Genomic DNA, 15974 nt, shown 5'->3' with positions numbered 1-15974 from the left:
CTCTATTTCGCAGGCCAGGCGATCGACGAAGCGTACCGGCTCGGAGACATGCCCTCCGTTTTTTTGAACAGCTTGCTGAAATAATAAAGATCCCCGATGCCCACGCGGACGCCGACCTCTTCTATCGAAAGACTGCGCTGCGCGAGGAGCTGCTTGGCCCGCTCCATGCGCAAACGAAGCAGGTAAGCCGACACCGTGGTGCCCGTCGCTTGCTTGAACAGCGTGCCGAAGTACTTGGGCGTGAAACCGGCCCGGCCCGCCAGCAGCTGCGCATCGATGCGATCCGCGTAGTGCGCCTCCATGTACTGAATCGCCTCAAGCACCATATCGGCGTGCGGATGTCCGATTCGCACGCCTTCCCGCGTCATCAGCTCTTCGTACACAAGCCCGAGCAGCCGCAGCATGGCAGACTTCAGCTGCAGCCGCGCACCGATGCCGGCACGGCTGAAGCAGTCGTTCAACTCCCTGAACGTCTCGTAAAAGCGCTTCACGTCGCTGACCGCGATCGCCTCGGGAATGTCGAGCTCCGCAGGCTCGACGGCCGGCCTTTCGTGCAGGCGCCCCGCTCTCTCCTCTACGCCTTGACCCATGTATACCGCATACGGGGAAAACTCGTGTCCTTCTCCCAGATACATATAATCGAAATGAACGGCAAAGCAATCCATCGGCTGCGGTCCGGTGATCTCCATCGCGTTGATCAGATGCGGCCGGATGTAGAAAAGATCGCCTCCTTTCATCGGATGCTCGCGATCGCCGAGCCACAGCCTGCCTTCGCCGCGAACGACGAAGATGAACTCGTAATCGTAAATATGCCGGTCGCCGTTGCGGGAGCCGGGTGCGATGACAATCTCGTGCACATAGCGGACGTAAGGCGACAGCAGGCGATAATCGATCCTCTGCGGGACAGGCATGTAAGCGCTCCTTATTTTTCGACTTTTTTACAAATACGGCGAACTTCTATCCATCCACCGCGACGCCTCTACCCATTATGCTTGAACTACAGCAAACCACAAGGAGGATTCAGCGCGATGACGACTCAGACGCAAGTACAAACGCCGATCACGCAAGCGCATATCGATTTCTACCGGGAGAACGGGTTCGTGCAGGTAGACAACATGATTACGCCCGAAGAACTTGCCGAGCTCCGCGAATATTTGGAGGAAGCGATGCAAAGCGACGGAGACCGTGCCGTCAAAACGGACAAAAAGGGCGGGCTGTACTACCGGGTGTTGAACCAGAAGGTTAGCGTATGGCGCGATCATGCCGGCATGGGCCGCTATACCGCGCATCCACGCTTCGCCGAGTCGGCCAGACTGCTGGCCGGCGTGTCGGGCATGCGGCTGTTCCACGACCACGGCCTGTGGAAAATGCCCGGCGACTCCAAGGAGACGCCCTGGCACCAGGATACGCCCTACTGGCCGGTGAACGAGAAAAATCCCGGCATGATGTCGATCTGGCTGACGCTCGACGACGTAGATGAACGCAACGGCTGCATGGCCTTTGTGCCAAAGTCGAACCGGCTCGGAAAGTTGAAGGGCATCGATCTGGCAGACCCGCAAAACATATTCGACTACGTGGAAGGCGGCCAGGCGGATACGCAAAAGCCGGTCATCGTGCCGCTCAAGGCGGGCAGCTGCACGTTCCACGACGGCTTGACCTTCCACTATGCGCATGCCAACTCGACAGACCGTCCGCGGCGCGTGCTGGCCATCATCTACATGCCTGACGGCGTCACTTACAGCGGCGACGCGCACGTCATTACCGACGGGACGGGACTGGAAAAAGGCCAGCCGATCGCCGGCCCCCGGTTCCCGCTGCTCGCCAGGGAAGGCTGAGCCGATGTGCAGGTCGAGCGGATGCGCCGGCGCCTGCCCCTGCCCGGGCGGGTGCCGACGGGAAGAGACGCGAAGCGGACCGGAGACGACGGGGCGCGGCAACGAGGCCGCGAGCGCGAGCAGCGATAAGAATGAGAAGCGATAATATGAGCGTCGATAAAAAAACGAGCGCGCGATAAAATGAGGAAGGCGGATCGAAAATGACGGATATGCGCAAGAACGGCATCCGGGAGGCGGCGAGTTACTCGCCTCTTGCCGGGTGGGCCAAACTGCCCGAGGGCGTCGCCCTCGGGTATACGCACGGACTGGCTGAAGATACGGCAGGACGAATCTATGTATTTAACATGAGCCGGCATGCGGTCGCGATATTCGAGCCGGACGGCGAATATGTCGGTTCCTGGGGCGAAGAATACGCCGCGGGCGCCCACGGTCTGTGCCTGGACCGCGAGGCGGACGGCACGGAATATTTGTACGTGACGGACATCCGCAGGCATCGCGTCGCCAAGCATACGCTGGACGGCCGCGAGGTGCTCGTACTCGACGTCCCTCCCTTGTCCGATATTTACGAGAAGCCGGACAAATATCGTCCGACCGACGTCGGCGTCGCGCCGAACGGCGATATCTACGTGGCGGACGGCTACGGGGAATACCTGATTCACCGCTACGACAAAGACGGACGCTGGTTGCAAAGCTGGGGCGGACGCGGAGACGCGGAGGACGGGAAGCTGTACGAGCCTCATGGCTTGTGGGTCGACGGCTCCGAATCCGGCGCCACGACCGTCTACGTCGCCGATCGCAGGCATCGGCGGTTCGTGCAGTATGCGGCGGACGGCGAGCTCCTCGGCACGTTCGGGGGAGACTACATGCTCCCGTGCGATCTGGTCGGCGCAGGCGACTATTATTGCATCCCCGATCTGAACAGCCGCGTCGTCGTGGCGGATCGCGAGTTTAACGTCATCGCCCGGCTGGGCGAGTCGAGCTCGCTCTGGCAGGACGCCAGATGGCCCGCCATTCCGCCTGCCGAATGGCCCGCGCGCGGCTTCGTGTCGCCCCACGCGGTGCACGTAGACGGCGAAGGCGCCATCTATGTCGTGGAGTGGGTGCCGGAGGGCCGGATCACGAAATGGGTGCCGCAGGCTTGAGTCAATGGAAAAAGCTGTCCTCCGGTTGCAAGAACGGGGACAGCTTTTTTTGCGTGGGGAACGCAGCCGGCGGTCCCGAGCGGCCCCCGCGAGGCTGTAGAGTAACTTTTTGCCCTTACAGCGCCATTTAGACCCGTTCGCGAGGCTGTAGAGTAACTTTTTCCCTTACGGAACCATTTATCTGCCCGTTGCTCATATCGCCGTAAAACCTCCGTCCACCATCAGGTCGCTGCCCGTCACGAAGCTGGCGTCGTCCGACGCGAGAAACGCGACAGCGCCGGCCACCTCCTCGGCCCGGCCTTGGCGGCCGAGCATATGAAGCTGCGAGACGCGCGCATCCTCCTCGTCCGGGTCGATACCGAGCAGCTCGCAGGATTTTTCGAAGGCCTCGGTGCGAATATAGCCGGGGCATACCGCGTTCACGCGGATGCCGTCCGGCGCCAGGTCGTACGCCCAGCACTTGGTCAGCCCGCGCAGCGCGAACTTGGTGGCGTTGTAGGTGGCGAACTGCCGCTGTCCCACGAACCCGCTGACGGAGGACAGATTGATGATCGAGCCGCCCCCGCCAGCCTTCATCAAAGGCACGACGGCTCCGGTCAACGCGGAAGTGCCCTTTATGTTGACGTCGAGGATCCGGTCCCAGTCGGCCGGCGACGCATCGACGCCCTTGAACACGAACGCCGCTGCATTGTTAACCAGCACGGCCGGATGCACGCCGCCCTGCGTCCAGCGTTCCGCCAGGGCGGCAATCTGCCCGGCGTCCGCGAGATCGATCCGCTCGAAGCGAACCGGACGCCCCGTCTCGGATGCGATGCGTTGTGCCGTATCCTCGCCAGTCTCGCTCCGATCGAGCAGCCATACGTCGCATCGCTCCTCGGCGAGCCTGCGCACGATCGCTTCGCCGAGTCCCTGCGCGCCGCCGGTCACGACGGCCGTCTTGCCAGCCAGTCCCCGCATCTCCCTTATCCCCCTTTGGATTCATGCGCCCACGCCGTTTACGACATGCTGCGGGCGGCCGCCCTCCAGCACGCGCCGGACCTCGAGCGCGGCATACCGCTGAAGACGGATCAGCGAGCTCTCCGAGTACCACGCGCAGTGACTCGTGAGAATGCAGCTGTCGATCGCCAGCAGCGGATGTCCTGCAGGGACGGGCTCCTCCTCCAGCACGTCGAGCGCCGCGCCAGCCAGCTTGCCGTCCATGAGCGCCCGCACGAGCGCTTCCGTGTCAACGACGCCGCCCCGCGACGTGTTCACCAGATGCGCGCCGGGCTTCATCGCGGCGAACGCGCGGTCGTCGAGCAGCCTGCGCGTCGCCTCCACGAGCGGCAAATGAACGGAGATGAAGTCGCTCTCCGCCAGCAGCGTCTCCCAGTCCACGCGCGCCGTGCTATGCTTGGCGAACAGCTCCGGATTCGCATAGGGATCGTACGCGATCGTCTGCAAGCCGAACGCCTGCGCCCTGCGTACGACCGCCCGCGCAATGTTGCCGAAGCCCGCCACGCCGAGTTTGCGTCCTTGCAGGCCGACGATCGGGCGCCGCGGCGCGATCTCCCAGACGCCCTCCCGCACCTGTGCCGCGACCTGCGGGATCTTGCGGACCGAGGCGAGCAGCAGCGACATCGCATGATCCGCGACCTCCTCGATCGCGTAGTCCGGTACGTTCGCCACCGGGATACCCTTGGCCCGCGCGGCTTCCAGGTCGACGTTGTCCACGCCGATGCCGTACCGCACGATGACCTTGCAGCGTGTCATCCGTTCGATCGCCTCGGCCGTCACGGGCGCCCACTGCGTCAGCACCGCGTCGGCGTCCGCGCACAGCTCCGCCACCTCGCCTGCTGTCCGGCATTGCCCGGGCAGCAGCACCGCCCCCGTGCCGGCGAGCGCTTCGGCCTCCGGCGCCAGATCGGGGAAGCCGCTGTCCGTGACCGCGACCCGCCAGCTTGCTTGCACCGTCATGATCGCTCCCCCTCTTCCGCTTCATCACGGCTCGATTGGGCCGCATTTTCGCCGGATGCCTTCTTTTCCGCCATCCCGTTCTGCCCGTCGTCTTCCAAAATAGCGACCGCCCGGATGGGCGCGCCGTCCCGCCCCGTAATCTTGAGCGGCGCCGCCATCAGAAAAAATTCGTCCCGGCCGATCGCTCCGAGGTTCGCCAAGCCTTCCACGATGACGATCTCCGCCCGCAGCAGCGCCTTGTGCACCGGGTCGAAGTCGGTCGGATTGGGCGTCGGCACGTCCATCCCGATGAGCGCGATGCGCCGGTCGGCCAGCCATTCCGCAAGCTCCAGCGTCATGTACGGGAAGTCGCTGAAATAATGCTTGCGCGGATACTGCAGATGCCAGTCCGTGCGATAGACGAGCCGGGTCCCTTCGCCGATCCGGTCCGCAAAAGGCGCAAAGTCCGCCACCCCGATCGGCTCCTTCGGACGCTTGTGCGACAAGTCGACGAGCAGCGCTTCTCCGATGCAGCGGTCCAGGTCCAGGCGGTCCACCGTATTGCCTTCGTTCAGAAAATGGAAGGGGGCGTCGAGATGCGTGCCCTGGTGCGTGCTCATCGACAGCTGAGAGATGTTGTAGCCGATCGAGTCCACCGTGTTGTGGACGATGACGGCGCATTTCGGATCAAAGGCGAACGTCGGCGCTCCGTGATAAATGTCCATCGACAGATCGATCAGTCTTCGCGTCATGGCTGCGAGCCTCCTTGTGGATGCCATTGGGATGTGAAAAGATAGCGCCCGGACGCGACCCGGTACGTCTCGCAGTCGCCGAGCCGCCCGCGCGCTTCGACGCCCTCCGCTTCGGCCGCGGACGCGCCCGATTCCAGCACCGCGGTCCCGGCGTCGGCCGACACGTACACGATCGCCTCCCCGCCCGCGGGCACCGTCACCGCCAGCTCAAGCGTGCCGCTGTCCGCGAGCCGCCAATCGACCTCGTAACGGCCGCGGATCGAATCGTAGCCGCATCTCGCCCAAGTGAATCCGCCGAGCGGACGCGGCCGAATAATGGCGCGGCCAAAGCCGGGCGCAGCCGGATCGGGGGCGATGCCGCCGACGTGCTTGTAGATCCATTCGCCGACCGCGCCGAACGCGTAGTGGCAGAGCGAATTCATGCCCGGCCGCTGGAAGCCCCGCTCCTCCGTCCAGCCGTCCCAGCGCTCCCAGATCGTCGTCGCGCCTTGCAGCACCGAATACAGCCACGACGGGTAGGCCTTCCGCGTCAACAGGCCAAAAGCCAGATCCTCGCGTCCCTCGTCGCTCAGCACGTCCATGAGCAGCCGCGTGCCGTGAAAGCCCGTCGCCGCCATCACGCCTGCCGACTCGACTTTGCCCGTCAAGCGCGCCATCGCAGCCTCCCGCCGCTCCGGAGGCAGCAGGTCCCAAGCGAGCGCCATGGCGTACACCGTCTGCGTATCGCCTTTGATGCGCCCGTCCTCGGCTACGAACTCGCGTGCGAACGCCGCCTTGATCCGGCCGTACAGCGCGCCGTAGCGCTCCGCGTCGGCGTGCTCGCCAAGCTCGCGCGCGATGTCGGCCATGATCGCGGCCCCGTTGGCGTAGTATGCGGTGCCGAACACGTCGTACGGCGTTGTCGAGAGGCTGTCGATCAGCCAGCCGAGCTCGGCCTTCGCTTCCTCGTAAGGCCGCTCCGGCAGCGACAGCCAATCACCGTATTGTGGCGCGTCGCGGCGGATGCCGTCCGGATACAGCGTCTCGTTAAAGGCCATCCAGCGCTTCAGCGCCGGGTAATGACGCCGCAGCACCTCGCGATCGCCGTACAGCTCGTGCAGCAGCTTGGCTATGATGGGCGGCGCGTCCGCCCAGCCGGACGAGGCCGTGTGCGTGTAGGTAAAGTCATTGTCGAACTCCGTCTTCGGCCCGAAGATAAACGGCGCGAAGTCGGTATACGCCCCGGTCGGACGCTGACCGTCGTCCAGATCGGTGAGCCACTTGGCCAGAAACGCGGACACGTCCATGTTGTAAGCCGCCGTCCGCGCGAAAATCTGCGCGTCGCCCGTCCAGCCGTGGCGCTCGTCGCGCTGCGGGCAGTCGGTCGGCACGCTCATGTAGTTGGCTCGCTGCGTCCAGCGGATGTTGGAGAGCAGCCGGTTGACCAGCGGGTCCGACGTCTCCAGCGAGCCCGCCTCGGGCAGCGCGGAATGCACGACGACGCCTACGATGTCTTCGGGCTTGGGCGCCGGGCCGCCCGAAATCTCAACGTAGCGGTAGCCGTGATAAGTGAACAGCGGCTCGAATGTCTCGCGCCCGTCGCCTGCGCAGATGTAGGCGTCCGTCTGTCTCGCATAGCGCAGGTTGGCGGTGTACAGCTCGCCTCGCTCGTCCAGCGCTTCCGCATAGCGCAGCGTATATTGGACGCCTTGAGCAGCTTCGAAGACGACGCGAAGGTAGCCGCTCGTCATTTGTCCCATGTCCACGAGGGCGCGGCCTTCGGACAGCAGCTTAACCTCCGCTGGCGCGAGCTCCTGCGTGACGCGGATCGGCGGGGACATCTGCGGGACCACCATGCCGCGGTAATCGTACATGTGCGTCGCCGGGGACCATGCCGTGTCGTCGAATGCAGGCTCCTGCCACTCCGGCTCCGCCAGCCTGGCGTCATGCGTTTCGCCCATCTGAATGTCCGCGGCGACGATCGGACCGTAGCTCACGCGCCATGATTCGTCGGTGCATACGGACTGCGTCGTCCCGTCCTCGTATTCAATGTTCAGCTGGAGCAAAAAGGAGGGATCCATCCCGTACTTCTGATAGCCGTACATGCCGATGTAGCCGGTGTACCAGCCGTGCCCGAGCGTGACGGCCAGCGCGTTGCCCCCCTCGTGCAGCAGCTCCGTGACGTCATACGTCTGGTACTGTACCCGGACGTGATAGTCGGTCCACTCCGGCGCGAGGGCGTCGCGTCCGATGCGCAGGCCGTTCAGGTGCAGCCTGTACAGGCCGAGCGCCGTCGCGTACACGGTCGCGCGCTTTACGCCCGCGCGCGATGCGAAACGGCGACGCAAATAAACCGCGGGCAGCGGCTGCTCGCGGGTCGGTTTGCGGCCGATCTTGCGGCCGATCCAGATCCCCTTCCATTCGCCTCGGCTCAGCAGGCCGATGGTCCAGCGCGCGCTGTCGCTCCATGCCCCCCATTCGCCGCGTTCATCTCGAATCTGCACCTTCCACCAGACCTGTTGTTCGGAACGTAACGCAGCGCCTTTATAAAAAATATGAGCGGAGGAGGCCGACGCCGTGATGCCGCTGTCCCACAAATCTCCCTCGTCGGCCGCGAGTCGCTCCGGCGAAGACGCGGCCAGTATGCGATAAGCCGTCTGCGCAGCCCCTCGCCTGCCCTCCGCATCCGACAGCGTCCACCCGAGCCGCGGCGCGAGCTTGTCGATGCCGAGCGGGTCTTCCATATATTCCGTACGCAGACGTACGGCTTGCAGCGTCGTCATGTTTGTTCCTCCTTTGAAGCTTTTGATTTATAACTAATGCTGGCGACGCTCCTTGGCGCGTCCGCATGCGGACTCAGGAGGCGCTATTTTAGCGATCGCCCTTCGTTTTTCGCACATTCCGGACTCCAGTGCCGTTATCCCTCCCCAATCGCCCGTTTCCACGCTGCACATGGGGCAATAGCGGCCCCTGGGTCCGCTCGAAGCATCAAGAGTACCTCGTTTGTTAAAATAGCGGCGCCGGGGTGCCGGTTTGACGGGGTGCCGGGGTGCTATCCCGCTGACTCTCCCGGTCCTCCCGTCCGTCACCCCTTCACGCCGCCCGCCGCCACGCCTTCGATGACGCGGCCGGAGAAGAAAAAGAACAGGATGAGCAGCGGCACCGTCGCCATGACCGAGCCGACCAGCGCGAGATCCATGTTGTACAGCACGTTCGTCGTGAACTTCATGATCATGAGCGGGATCGTCTTGCGGCTCTCGCTCTGGAGGAAGATGAGCGGCACGAAGAACTGGTTCCAGATCTGCATGGACATGATGATGCAGACGCTGAAGGTGACGGGACTGGCTAGCGGGAACATGACGCGCAAAAAGGTCGTCCACTCCCCGGCGCCGTCGATTTTGGCCGATTCGTACAGGTCGTGCGGCAGTCTGGCGAAAAAGGTGGTCAGCAGAAACACGGGCATCGACAGCCCCGAGGCGAGCACCAGGATGACGGCCCACTGGCTGTTCAGCAGATGCATGTCGCGAATGAGCAGGAAGATCGGGACGATGCCGAGCTGCACGGGGAACATGAGGCCGATCAGAAAGTAGAGCAGCAGCCCGCCTTTGAAGCGGAAATTGAACTTGCCGATCCCGTACGCGACCATCGTGGACAACAGCACGACGATGGCGAGCGAGCCGAACAGGATGAGCGCGCTGTTGAGCAGGTAAGTGAAGAAGCCTGCCTCGGCGAACAGCTTGCGGAAATTGCCGAAGCCAAAATGCTTCGGCATGCCGAAGGTGGCGGAGAGCAGCTCTTTCTTGGGACGCAGCGATTGGTAGGTCATGTAGCAGAGCAGCAGCAGCGTCAGCAGCGAGTAGATCCAGAGGATCGCCGCACTGACGGGCGTCCGCTTCGGTCTCAGTCTCATGTCAGTCCTCCGCTCTGCGGTAAGTGAGGGCCACCTGGACGAGCGCGACGGCGAAGACGATGACGAACATCACGCAGGCGATCGTCGTCCCCATGCCCATCGCGTTCACATTGGTCGTGCCGCCCACCGCGCTGTTGTCGCCGAACGAGATCCGGTAGAAAAACAAGGCCATGACGTCGACGCTTCGATTGATGCCGCCCGACGCGCCGCCGAGAATGAAGCTGTAGTCGAACAGCGTCATGGCGAAAATGTACGTCAGGATCAGCATGTTGAGGATCGTCGTCTTGATCTGCGGCAGCACGATGCGGAAAAAACGTCCCCAATAAGAAGCTCCGTCCAGCAGCGCGGCCTCGATGATTTCGCCGGATATCATTTTCATCGCGCCCAGGAAAAAAATCATGCCGACGCCGATGCCCGACCAGGCGACGAGCAGCCAGACGATGTAGATGCCGAGCTCGGGCAAGCCCATCCAGGGCCGCGTCCAACCGCCCAGGCCGACCGTCTCGAGCAGCTTGTTGAACACGCCGATGTTGCCGTCGAACACGAGCGTGCCCATAAATACGATGACCGGCGTCGCTATGAATTGCGGGGAGAAGATCATCGCCTGGAAAAAGCGGTGCCCCCGGATTTTGCCGTAGATAAGATAGGCCAGATAGAGCTGCGCGGGCAGCACGACGAGCGCGTTCAGCGCGAAGATCGTGGCGCTGTGGCCCAAGGCGTTGGTGAGTTGGCGGAACAGCTCCGGGTTCGAGAACAGCTCGCCGTAATTGCCGAAGCCGACAAACGTCTTTTTGCCGATGCCGTCCCAGCGCGTCAGGCTGATCTGGATCGCCGAGAAGATCGGATAGACGGAAAAGAGCGAATAAAGCAGGAAGCCCGGCAGGATGAACCAGATAAACGGCTTGCTGCGGATCCAGGCCATGGCGGCCACCTTCCTTCATGCGCAAGACGCGCGGGCGGCGATGCGCCGCCGCCCGACGTACTCGGATTTCGTGGAGAACCGTGCCTTATTGACCTGGATATTTGGCTGCCTTGTCGAGGATGGCCGCGCCCTCTTCGCCCGTGATCGCGCCGGTCATCAGCTTCGGAATGACGTCCTTCATCATGATGTCCGCGGCGTTGGACTCCGGCGTGGACAGCGCAGTGAGCACGGAGTAGATGTTAAGGCCGGCTTCGTCGAATACGGCGAGTTCCTTGACGCCTTCGTCTTTCGGCGTGATGTCCTTGATCGTCGGCACGAGGCCCGTCGAGTCCTCCATGATCTGCTGCGCTTCCTGGCTGCTGAGGAACTCCAGGTACTTGACCGCTTCGGCCGGATGCTCCGACTTGGAGGAGATCGCGTAGGTCATAAAGTTGCTGTAGCTCGATTGCACGACGCGCTTGCCTTCCTTGTTCGGGACCGGGAAGCGGCCGAGGTTGACGCCCGACGCGACGTAGGTGGCGTTGTTCCAGGTGCCGTCGATGATGGCCGCCGCCTTGCCGTTGGTGAAGGCGAACTGCGCGCCCGCCATGTCCTGGGCGAGGAAGTCTTTGCCGAAGTATCCTTTGTCGGCGAAGTCGCGGAACGCCTGCAGCGTCTCGGCGACGGTAGGATCCGTCAGCTTGCCCTCGCCGGCTTGCGCCTTTTGCAGGGCGGCGTTTGCGAACGCCGGGGCGAAGGCGAAGATCGGCCACGCGCGATCCCACTCGCTCTTGCCCGCCAGCGCGATCGGCGTGACGCCTGCCGCCTTCAGCTTGTCGAGGCCCTGGACGAATTCGTCCCAGTTGGCGGGTACGCTCAAGCCGTTTTTATCGAACAAGTCCTTGTTGTAGTACACGACGTTCGTATCGAAAAAGGACGGGAGCGAGCAGTAGAGCTTGCCGTCAACGGTGCAGTAGGCTTTTTCCGGGTCGGCGTTGCGGCTGAGGTCCATGTTGTAGGACGTCAGGTCGAGCAGAAATCCGTTTTTGACCATCTCGCCCATCTTGGACGTCTTGTCGCCCTGCACCCAGAACAGGTCGGGCAGCTCGTTGGCCTGGAGGGCCACGTTCAGGCTTTGGTCGTTTTGGGCGAAATCGTAGGTCAGCTTGATGTTCGGATACTTTTGTTCGAAGGCCGCGTTGATCTTTTTGAACGGCTCTTCAAGCACGGCTTGGTTGCCCAGGTCGCCCCATACCTTGAGCGTGACGTTTTCTCCCGACGGAGCGGCGGCGCTCGGCGAAGCCGATGCGGACGAACCGGCGGAGGAAGGCGCAGGTGCGCCGGAAGATGCGCTGCCTTCGTTGTTGTCGTTGCCTCCGCAGGCTTGCAGCGTCAGCGCGAGCAGGGCGGCGGCGGCGAGGACGGCGAACGGTTTGCTTTTTTGCAAGATGAACCCCTCCTGAATAAACAAATCCTTAGATGGTGGCGCAAGGAACAGCGGATCGCGATCTGACTTTATTGTAAGCGTTACCACGTTATCCGTTCCATGCACGCCGCCCCGCGTTCCGTGCCATAAAAAACGGAACCTGCTGTGCCAGATTCCGTTCGTATGCCAAATTCAACGAATCTCGTGCCACGATCAACGCGGAACGCGTGAAGACGGTGCCGCCGCCCGTCGGCTGGGAGCGGGCACGCAGCCGATAAGCGCATTTGCGCCTTATCTCGGCACCGCCAAGCCCCCGCGAGCTCCCGATAAGCGCTTTTGCGCCTTATCTCGGTACCGCCAAGCCCCCGCAAGCCGCCGATAAGCGCTATTGCGCCCTATCTCGGCACCGCCACGCTCCCGCGAGCCGCCGATAAGCGCTTTTGCGCCCTATCTCGGCACCGCCAAGCCCCCGCAAGCCGCCGATAAGCGCTTTTGCGCCCTATCTCGGCACCGCCAAGCCCCCGCAAGCTGCCGATAAGCGCTTTTGCGCCTTATCTACCGCAAGCAATCAACGCCGGCCCTTGAAATGGCTGATCGTCTGGCCCGTGGCCCGCTTGAACACCTTGACGAAGTAATTGGGATTGGCGTAGCCGACGCGCGACGCGATCTCCTCGGTCGACAGCTCCGTCTCGCGGAACAGCCGGACCGCCTCCTTGATGCGCACGTCCGTCAGGTGGTCCGAAAAGGACTTGCCCGTCTCCTGCCTGAATCGCTGGCCGAAGTGATTCTCGCTGAACCCGGCCAGCTGGGCCACGTCCTCCAGGCGAATCGGATCGGCATAATGCGCGTCCACGTAATCCCGCACCCGCGCGACCCAGCCGTCGCGCGCCTGCTTGCGCGCGACCAAATCCGCCGCATTCGCAGCGATGGCGCCGAGCGTCCGGCTCCATTCCTCTGCCGTGCGGACGCTTCCCGCCGCCTCCGCGAAGGGCCACAGGGCGCCGAACCGCTCGCGCAGCTCCTCCGGCCCCGGATTATATCGCTCGATCAGGAAGTCCGCGAGCTGCGAAGCCGCCGCCACGCCCAGCCGAAGCCACTCGGCGGGCCTGTACCGGTCTCCGCGCTCCGCGCGAAGCGCGAGCAGATCGTCAGCGAGCGCGCCCGGCTGCAGCAGCCGAAGCCGCTGCTTAAAGCCTTTGTACAGCGCCAGCCATTCTGCATCCGGGATCGTGCCTCGCTCGCCCGCCGTCTCGCGGAAGCGGACCCCGCCCTCGAACAGCGCGACGTCTGCCGCCGACTCGGCGCCGCGCCTCGCAGCGGTCCAGTCGCCGCCAATATCCTGCGGCGCGGAAAACCCGATGGCCAGCGTCACGTTGAGCTTCTGCTGGAAGGCGGCCGCCCACTCCTGCGCCATCCCGGCAAAGGCTTCGCGGTCCGCCGCCGCAACCGTATCCGACGTTTCCGCATCCGCATCCGCATCCGCATCCGCATCCGCATCCGCATCCGCATCCGCATCCGCCCGCTTAGCCGCATTCGCGCGCTTGTCGGCAGCCCGTTGCGAGCCGGCCGCAGCATCGGACCGGTGCACCGCGGCCGACGCTTCGCAGGCGCAGCCGCCGTGCAGCATGTCCTCGCTCTCGCCGAACAGCACGGGAAGGCGCAGCCGCGCGAACAGCTCCTCCGCCAGATGCAGCATCGCCCGCCGCTCCGCCGCGGCGTAGCCGCCCTCGCGCGGGACGGGCTTCAGCGCCGCCCAGCGGAAAAGACGGCCGCGACCGGCCAGCGCGGCCGCGATCGCCGGAAACGCCGCCGAATCAGCCGGCGGCGCGTCCCCTGACGCCGAAGCGCGAACGTCCGTGCGCGCCAGCAGCAGCCGAGACGATTCGGCCAGCGCGGTTTCTCCGCCGGCGTCTCCGCCTGCGCCGCCTTGCCCCCCCGCACCCTCGCTCCGCTCCGCGCCTTCCGCCGCTTCGAATTCGAGTCCGCCCAGCACCCGCAGCAGCTCCTCCGGCTCCATTTCATACTTGGAGATGTAATCCTGCACTCCGAGCCGGATCGCCTGGCGCGTATGCTCGAAATCGTTGTAGCTGCTTAAGATGACGACCCGCGCGGCAGGCGCGGCCGTCCGCAGCCCGCGGATCAGCTCGAAGCCGTCCATGCCGGGCATCCGGATGTCCGTGAGCACCACGTCGAAGGCTTGCTGCGCGCATGCAGCCAACGCCTCCTCTCCGTTTTTGAAGACGCCCGCGATCCGAAATCCGTGCGCCTCCCAGTCAATCATCGACTGCAGGCCGATCCGGACGAGCGATTCGTCATCCACGATCATGACGCTGCGCATCCGCCTCTCCCCCTTCCTCCCGCAGCAGCGGCAGCCTTACCGTCAGCGTCGTGCCTTCGCCCGGCGCGCTCGCGACCCGCAGCCCGTACTGCGCTCCGTAGTGCAGCTGCACCCGCTCGTGCACGCTCCGCAGCCCGATCCGCGCGCCGCCCTCCTCGGGCCGCTGCCGTCCGTCGGCGCCGTCCAGGCTCGCGACCACCGCCGCGTGCCGCTCGGGCGACATGCCGACGCCGTTGTCCGACACCGTCAGCACGAGCGTCCTGCCCGCAGCCGCGGCCTCGACCGAGATTTCTCCCGGCCGGTCGGCGTCCGCCAGTCCGTGCAGCAGCGCGTTTTCGATCAGCGGCTGCAGCAGGAACTTCGGCACGAGCGCATCCTCGAGCGCCGGCGGAACCCGCGACTCGAAGCCGAAGTGCTGATACCGCACCTTCTGGATGGTGACGTAGCTCTGCAGCATCCCCACCTCCGTCCCGAGAGGCACCGGCCCGCCGCCGCCGCGGAGCGCGTACGTCAGCAGCCGGTTCAGGGAGTCGACCGTCTCCTTGATATTGTCCTGCTTCTGGATCATCGCCATCCAGCGGATCGAGTTCAGCGTATTGTGCAGAAAGTGAGGAGACAGCTGATTTTGCAGCACGCGGATCTCCGCCTCCTTTTTCTGCCGTTCCTGCCGGGACGCTTCCTCGATGAGCCGTTCGATCTCGTACATGACGGAGATAAACGTATCGTTCATCTCCACGATCTCGATCGCGCCCCCGAACCGCTTGAGCCGCCCGGGACGCACGCCTTTTACGCCCTGCTTCATATTGACCATGAGCCGCCGGATCGGGATGACCAGGTCGATGACGAGCAGCTGCGTCAGGACGAGACCCAGGACGATGCAGCCCAGCACGATAAACGTCGCCATTCGGGCCGTTCGATAGATTGGCTCGTACAGCTGGTTGAGCGGGAGCTGCGCGGATAGCTGCCAGCCGTTGCGAATGCTGTCCCGCGAGTAGGTGAGCAGCTGCCGCTCCCCTGCCTGCGCCGATTTCCCGTTGTCCAGAATCTCCTCGCCTTTGCCGGTCAACAGCCGAATTGCTGCGTTTTCCCTAAACTTCGTCTGGCTGAAAATATCCGTGACCGCGTCGGTCCGGATTACGATCGTGAGCGTCCCGAGCGCGCTCAGCTTCTTGTCCCGGATCGACCGGCCAAGCCGGAACGCGTCGAACGATGCATAGCCGTCGCTGTAAGCTTCCGGGCGAAACCAGACGGCCCCGCCTTTCATCTCGGCCACGCGCGCCTGGTAGTCGGCATCGTCCGCCCCGAAGCCGTCGATCGCGTCGGTGCCGTACGTATACTCGGCGTCCGGCGTTGTCAGCTTGATGGCGCGGATATAGGCATTTTGGTCCGAGCCGAGCCAGAAGACGTTGAGACGCTCGTTGATCGCGTTCTGGATCTCGAAGCGCTCGTACACCGAGGCCGGCTTCACCGCAAGCCGTGACAGCAGCTCGTCGTCGGTCATAATCTGCTTGCTCAGCTGTTCGTAGCTGCCCAGCCGGTCGTCGATCTTCTGCGCCATCAGCGCGAGCAGGTCGGTCGCATACTCGGCGGTCCGCGCCTTGGACGAAGCCGTGTAGCTGTCCGTCAGAATGTAGATGCCCGCCAGGGCGGGCAGCAGAATCAAGGGCATATAGACGAGCGGCAGCTTAAAAGGAAGGCGGATGCGACGCCATCCCGGCGGACGCAGCTTGAAGATGTTCATGGCGACACTCCCGTC

12 protein-coding genes are annotated in these 15974 nt (G+C 63.9%); 2 read left to right on the top strand and 10 right to left on the bottom strand.

What is annotated here, in order from left to right:
* Nucleotides 1-2: 2 nt before the first annotated feature.
* On the bottom strand, nt 3-911 hold the full coding sequence (locus KB449_RS34495) for an AraC family transcriptional regulator (RefSeq protein WP_282912687.1): 909 nt from the start codon (nt 909-911) through the stop codon (nt 3-5).
* A gap of 117 nt (nt 912-1028) precedes the next feature.
* On the opposite strand from KB449_RS34495, the gene KB449_RS34490 reads away from it, so the two are divergent.
* Entirely contained in the window at nt 1029-1835 is an 807-nt protein-coding gene (locus tag KB449_RS34490) for a phytanoyl-CoA dioxygenase family protein (protein WP_282912686.1), read from the top strand.
* A 200-nt stretch (nt 1836-2035) separates the two neighbouring features.
* The gene (locus KB449_RS34485; protein ID WP_282912685.1) at nt 2036-2977 is read left to right on the top strand and encodes an NHL repeat-containing protein; all 942 of its coding nucleotides are present in this window, start codon (nt 2036-2038) and stop codon (nt 2975-2977) included.
* 192 nt (nt 2978-3169) lie between these two features.
* Here KB449_RS34485 and KB449_RS34480 read toward each other — a convergent pair whose 3' ends face one another.
* The 9 genes from KB449_RS34480 to KB449_RS34440 form a co-directional block, all read right to left on the bottom strand.
* Nucleotides 3170-3934, bottom strand: a complete 765-nt coding sequence (locus KB449_RS34480; protein ID WP_282912684.1) for an SDR family NAD(P)-dependent oxidoreductase — start codon at nt 3932-3934, stop codon at nt 3170-3172.
* A 21-nt stretch (nt 3935-3955) separates the two neighbouring features.
* The gene (locus KB449_RS34475; protein ID WP_282912683.1) at nt 3956-4933 is read right to left on the bottom strand and encodes a C-terminal binding protein; all 978 of its coding nucleotides are present in this window, start codon (nt 4931-4933) and stop codon (nt 3956-3958) included.
* On the bottom strand, nt 4930-5664 hold the full coding sequence (locus tag KB449_RS34470) for a cyclase family protein (RefSeq protein WP_282912682.1): 735 nt from the start codon (nt 5662-5664) through the stop codon (nt 4930-4932). Before KB449_RS34470 ends, KB449_RS34475 begins: the two co-directional genes overlap by 4 nt.
* Nucleotides 5661-8426, bottom strand: a complete 2766-nt coding sequence (locus KB449_RS34465) for an alpha-L-rhamnosidase (RefSeq protein WP_282912681.1) — start codon at nt 8424-8426, stop codon at nt 5661-5663. Before KB449_RS34465 ends, KB449_RS34470 begins: the two co-directional genes overlap by 4 nt.
* Nucleotides 8427-8728: 302 nt before the next feature.
* Entirely contained in the window at nt 8729-9553 is an 825-nt protein-coding gene (locus tag KB449_RS34460; protein ID WP_282912680.1) for a carbohydrate ABC transporter permease, read from the bottom strand.
* 1 nt (nt 9554) lies between these two features.
* A complete protein-coding gene (locus KB449_RS34455; RefSeq protein ID WP_217595118.1) occupies nt 9555-10475 on the bottom strand; it encodes a carbohydrate ABC transporter permease in 921 nt (306 codons plus the stop codon).
* 85 nt (nt 10476-10560) lie between these two features.
* Entirely contained in the window at nt 10561-11901 is a 1341-nt protein-coding gene (locus tag KB449_RS34450) for an ABC transporter substrate-binding protein (protein ID WP_282912679.1), read from the bottom strand.
* Nucleotides 11902-12448: 547 nt separating this feature from the next.
* Nucleotides 12449-14218, bottom strand: a complete 1770-nt coding sequence (locus KB449_RS34445; protein WP_282912678.1) for a response regulator — start codon at nt 14216-14218, stop codon at nt 12449-12451.
* On the bottom strand, nt 14193-15959 hold the full coding sequence (locus tag KB449_RS34440; protein WP_282912677.1) for a cache domain-containing sensor histidine kinase: 1767 nt from the start codon (nt 15957-15959) through the stop codon (nt 14193-14195). Before KB449_RS34440 ends, KB449_RS34445 begins: the two co-directional genes overlap by 26 nt.
* Nucleotides 15960-15974: the final 15 nt, after the last annotated feature.

Origin of the sequence: Cohnella hashimotonis (assembly GCF_030014955.1) — a bacterium.
GTDB lineage: Bacteria > Bacillota > Bacilli > Paenibacillales > Paenibacillaceae > Cohnella > Cohnella hashimotonis.
This window is presented reverse-complemented; position numbering and strand designations above follow the sequence as displayed.

Excerpts from the sequence above, each read along its gene's own strand:
- KB449_RS34495 (WP_282912687.1), bottom strand. The coding sequence starts at position 911 with ATGCCTGTCCCGCAGAGGATCGATTATCGCCTGCTGTCGCCTTACGTC.
- KB449_RS34490 (WP_282912686.1), top strand. The coding sequence starts at position 1,029 with ATGACGACTCAGACGCAAGTACAAACGCCGATCACGCAAGCGCATATC.
- KB449_RS34485 (WP_282912685.1), top strand. The coding sequence starts at position 2,036 with ATGACGGATATGCGCAAGAACGGCATCCGGGAGGCGGCGAGTTACTCG.
- KB449_RS34480 (WP_282912684.1), bottom strand. The coding sequence starts at position 3,934 with ATGCGGGGACTGGCTGGCAAGACGGCCGTCGTGACCGGCGGCGCGCAG.
- KB449_RS34475 (WP_282912683.1), bottom strand. The coding sequence starts at position 4,933 with ATGACGGTGCAAGCAAGCTGGCGGGTCGCGGTCACGGACAGCGGCTTC.
- KB449_RS34470 (WP_282912682.1), bottom strand. The coding sequence starts at position 5,664 with ATGACGCGAAGACTGATCGATCTGTCGATGGACATTTATCACGGAGCG.
- KB449_RS34465 (WP_282912681.1), bottom strand. The coding sequence starts at position 8,426 with ATGACGACGCTGCAAGCCGTACGTCTGCGTACGGAATATATGGAAGAC.
- KB449_RS34460 (WP_282912680.1), bottom strand. The coding sequence starts at position 9,553 with ATGAGACTGAGACCGAAGCGGACGCCCGTCAGTGCGGCGATCCTCTGG.
- KB449_RS34455 (WP_217595118.1), bottom strand. The coding sequence starts at position 10,475 with ATGGCCTGGATCCGCAGCAAGCCGTTTATCTGGTTCATCCTGCCGGGC.
- KB449_RS34445 (WP_282912678.1), bottom strand. The coding sequence starts at position 14,218 with ATGCGCAGCGTCATGATCGTGGATGACGAATCGCTCGTCCGGATCGGC.
- KB449_RS34440 (WP_282912677.1), bottom strand. The coding sequence starts at position 15,959 with ATGAACATCTTCAAGCTGCGTCCGCCGGGATGGCGTCGCATCCGCCTT.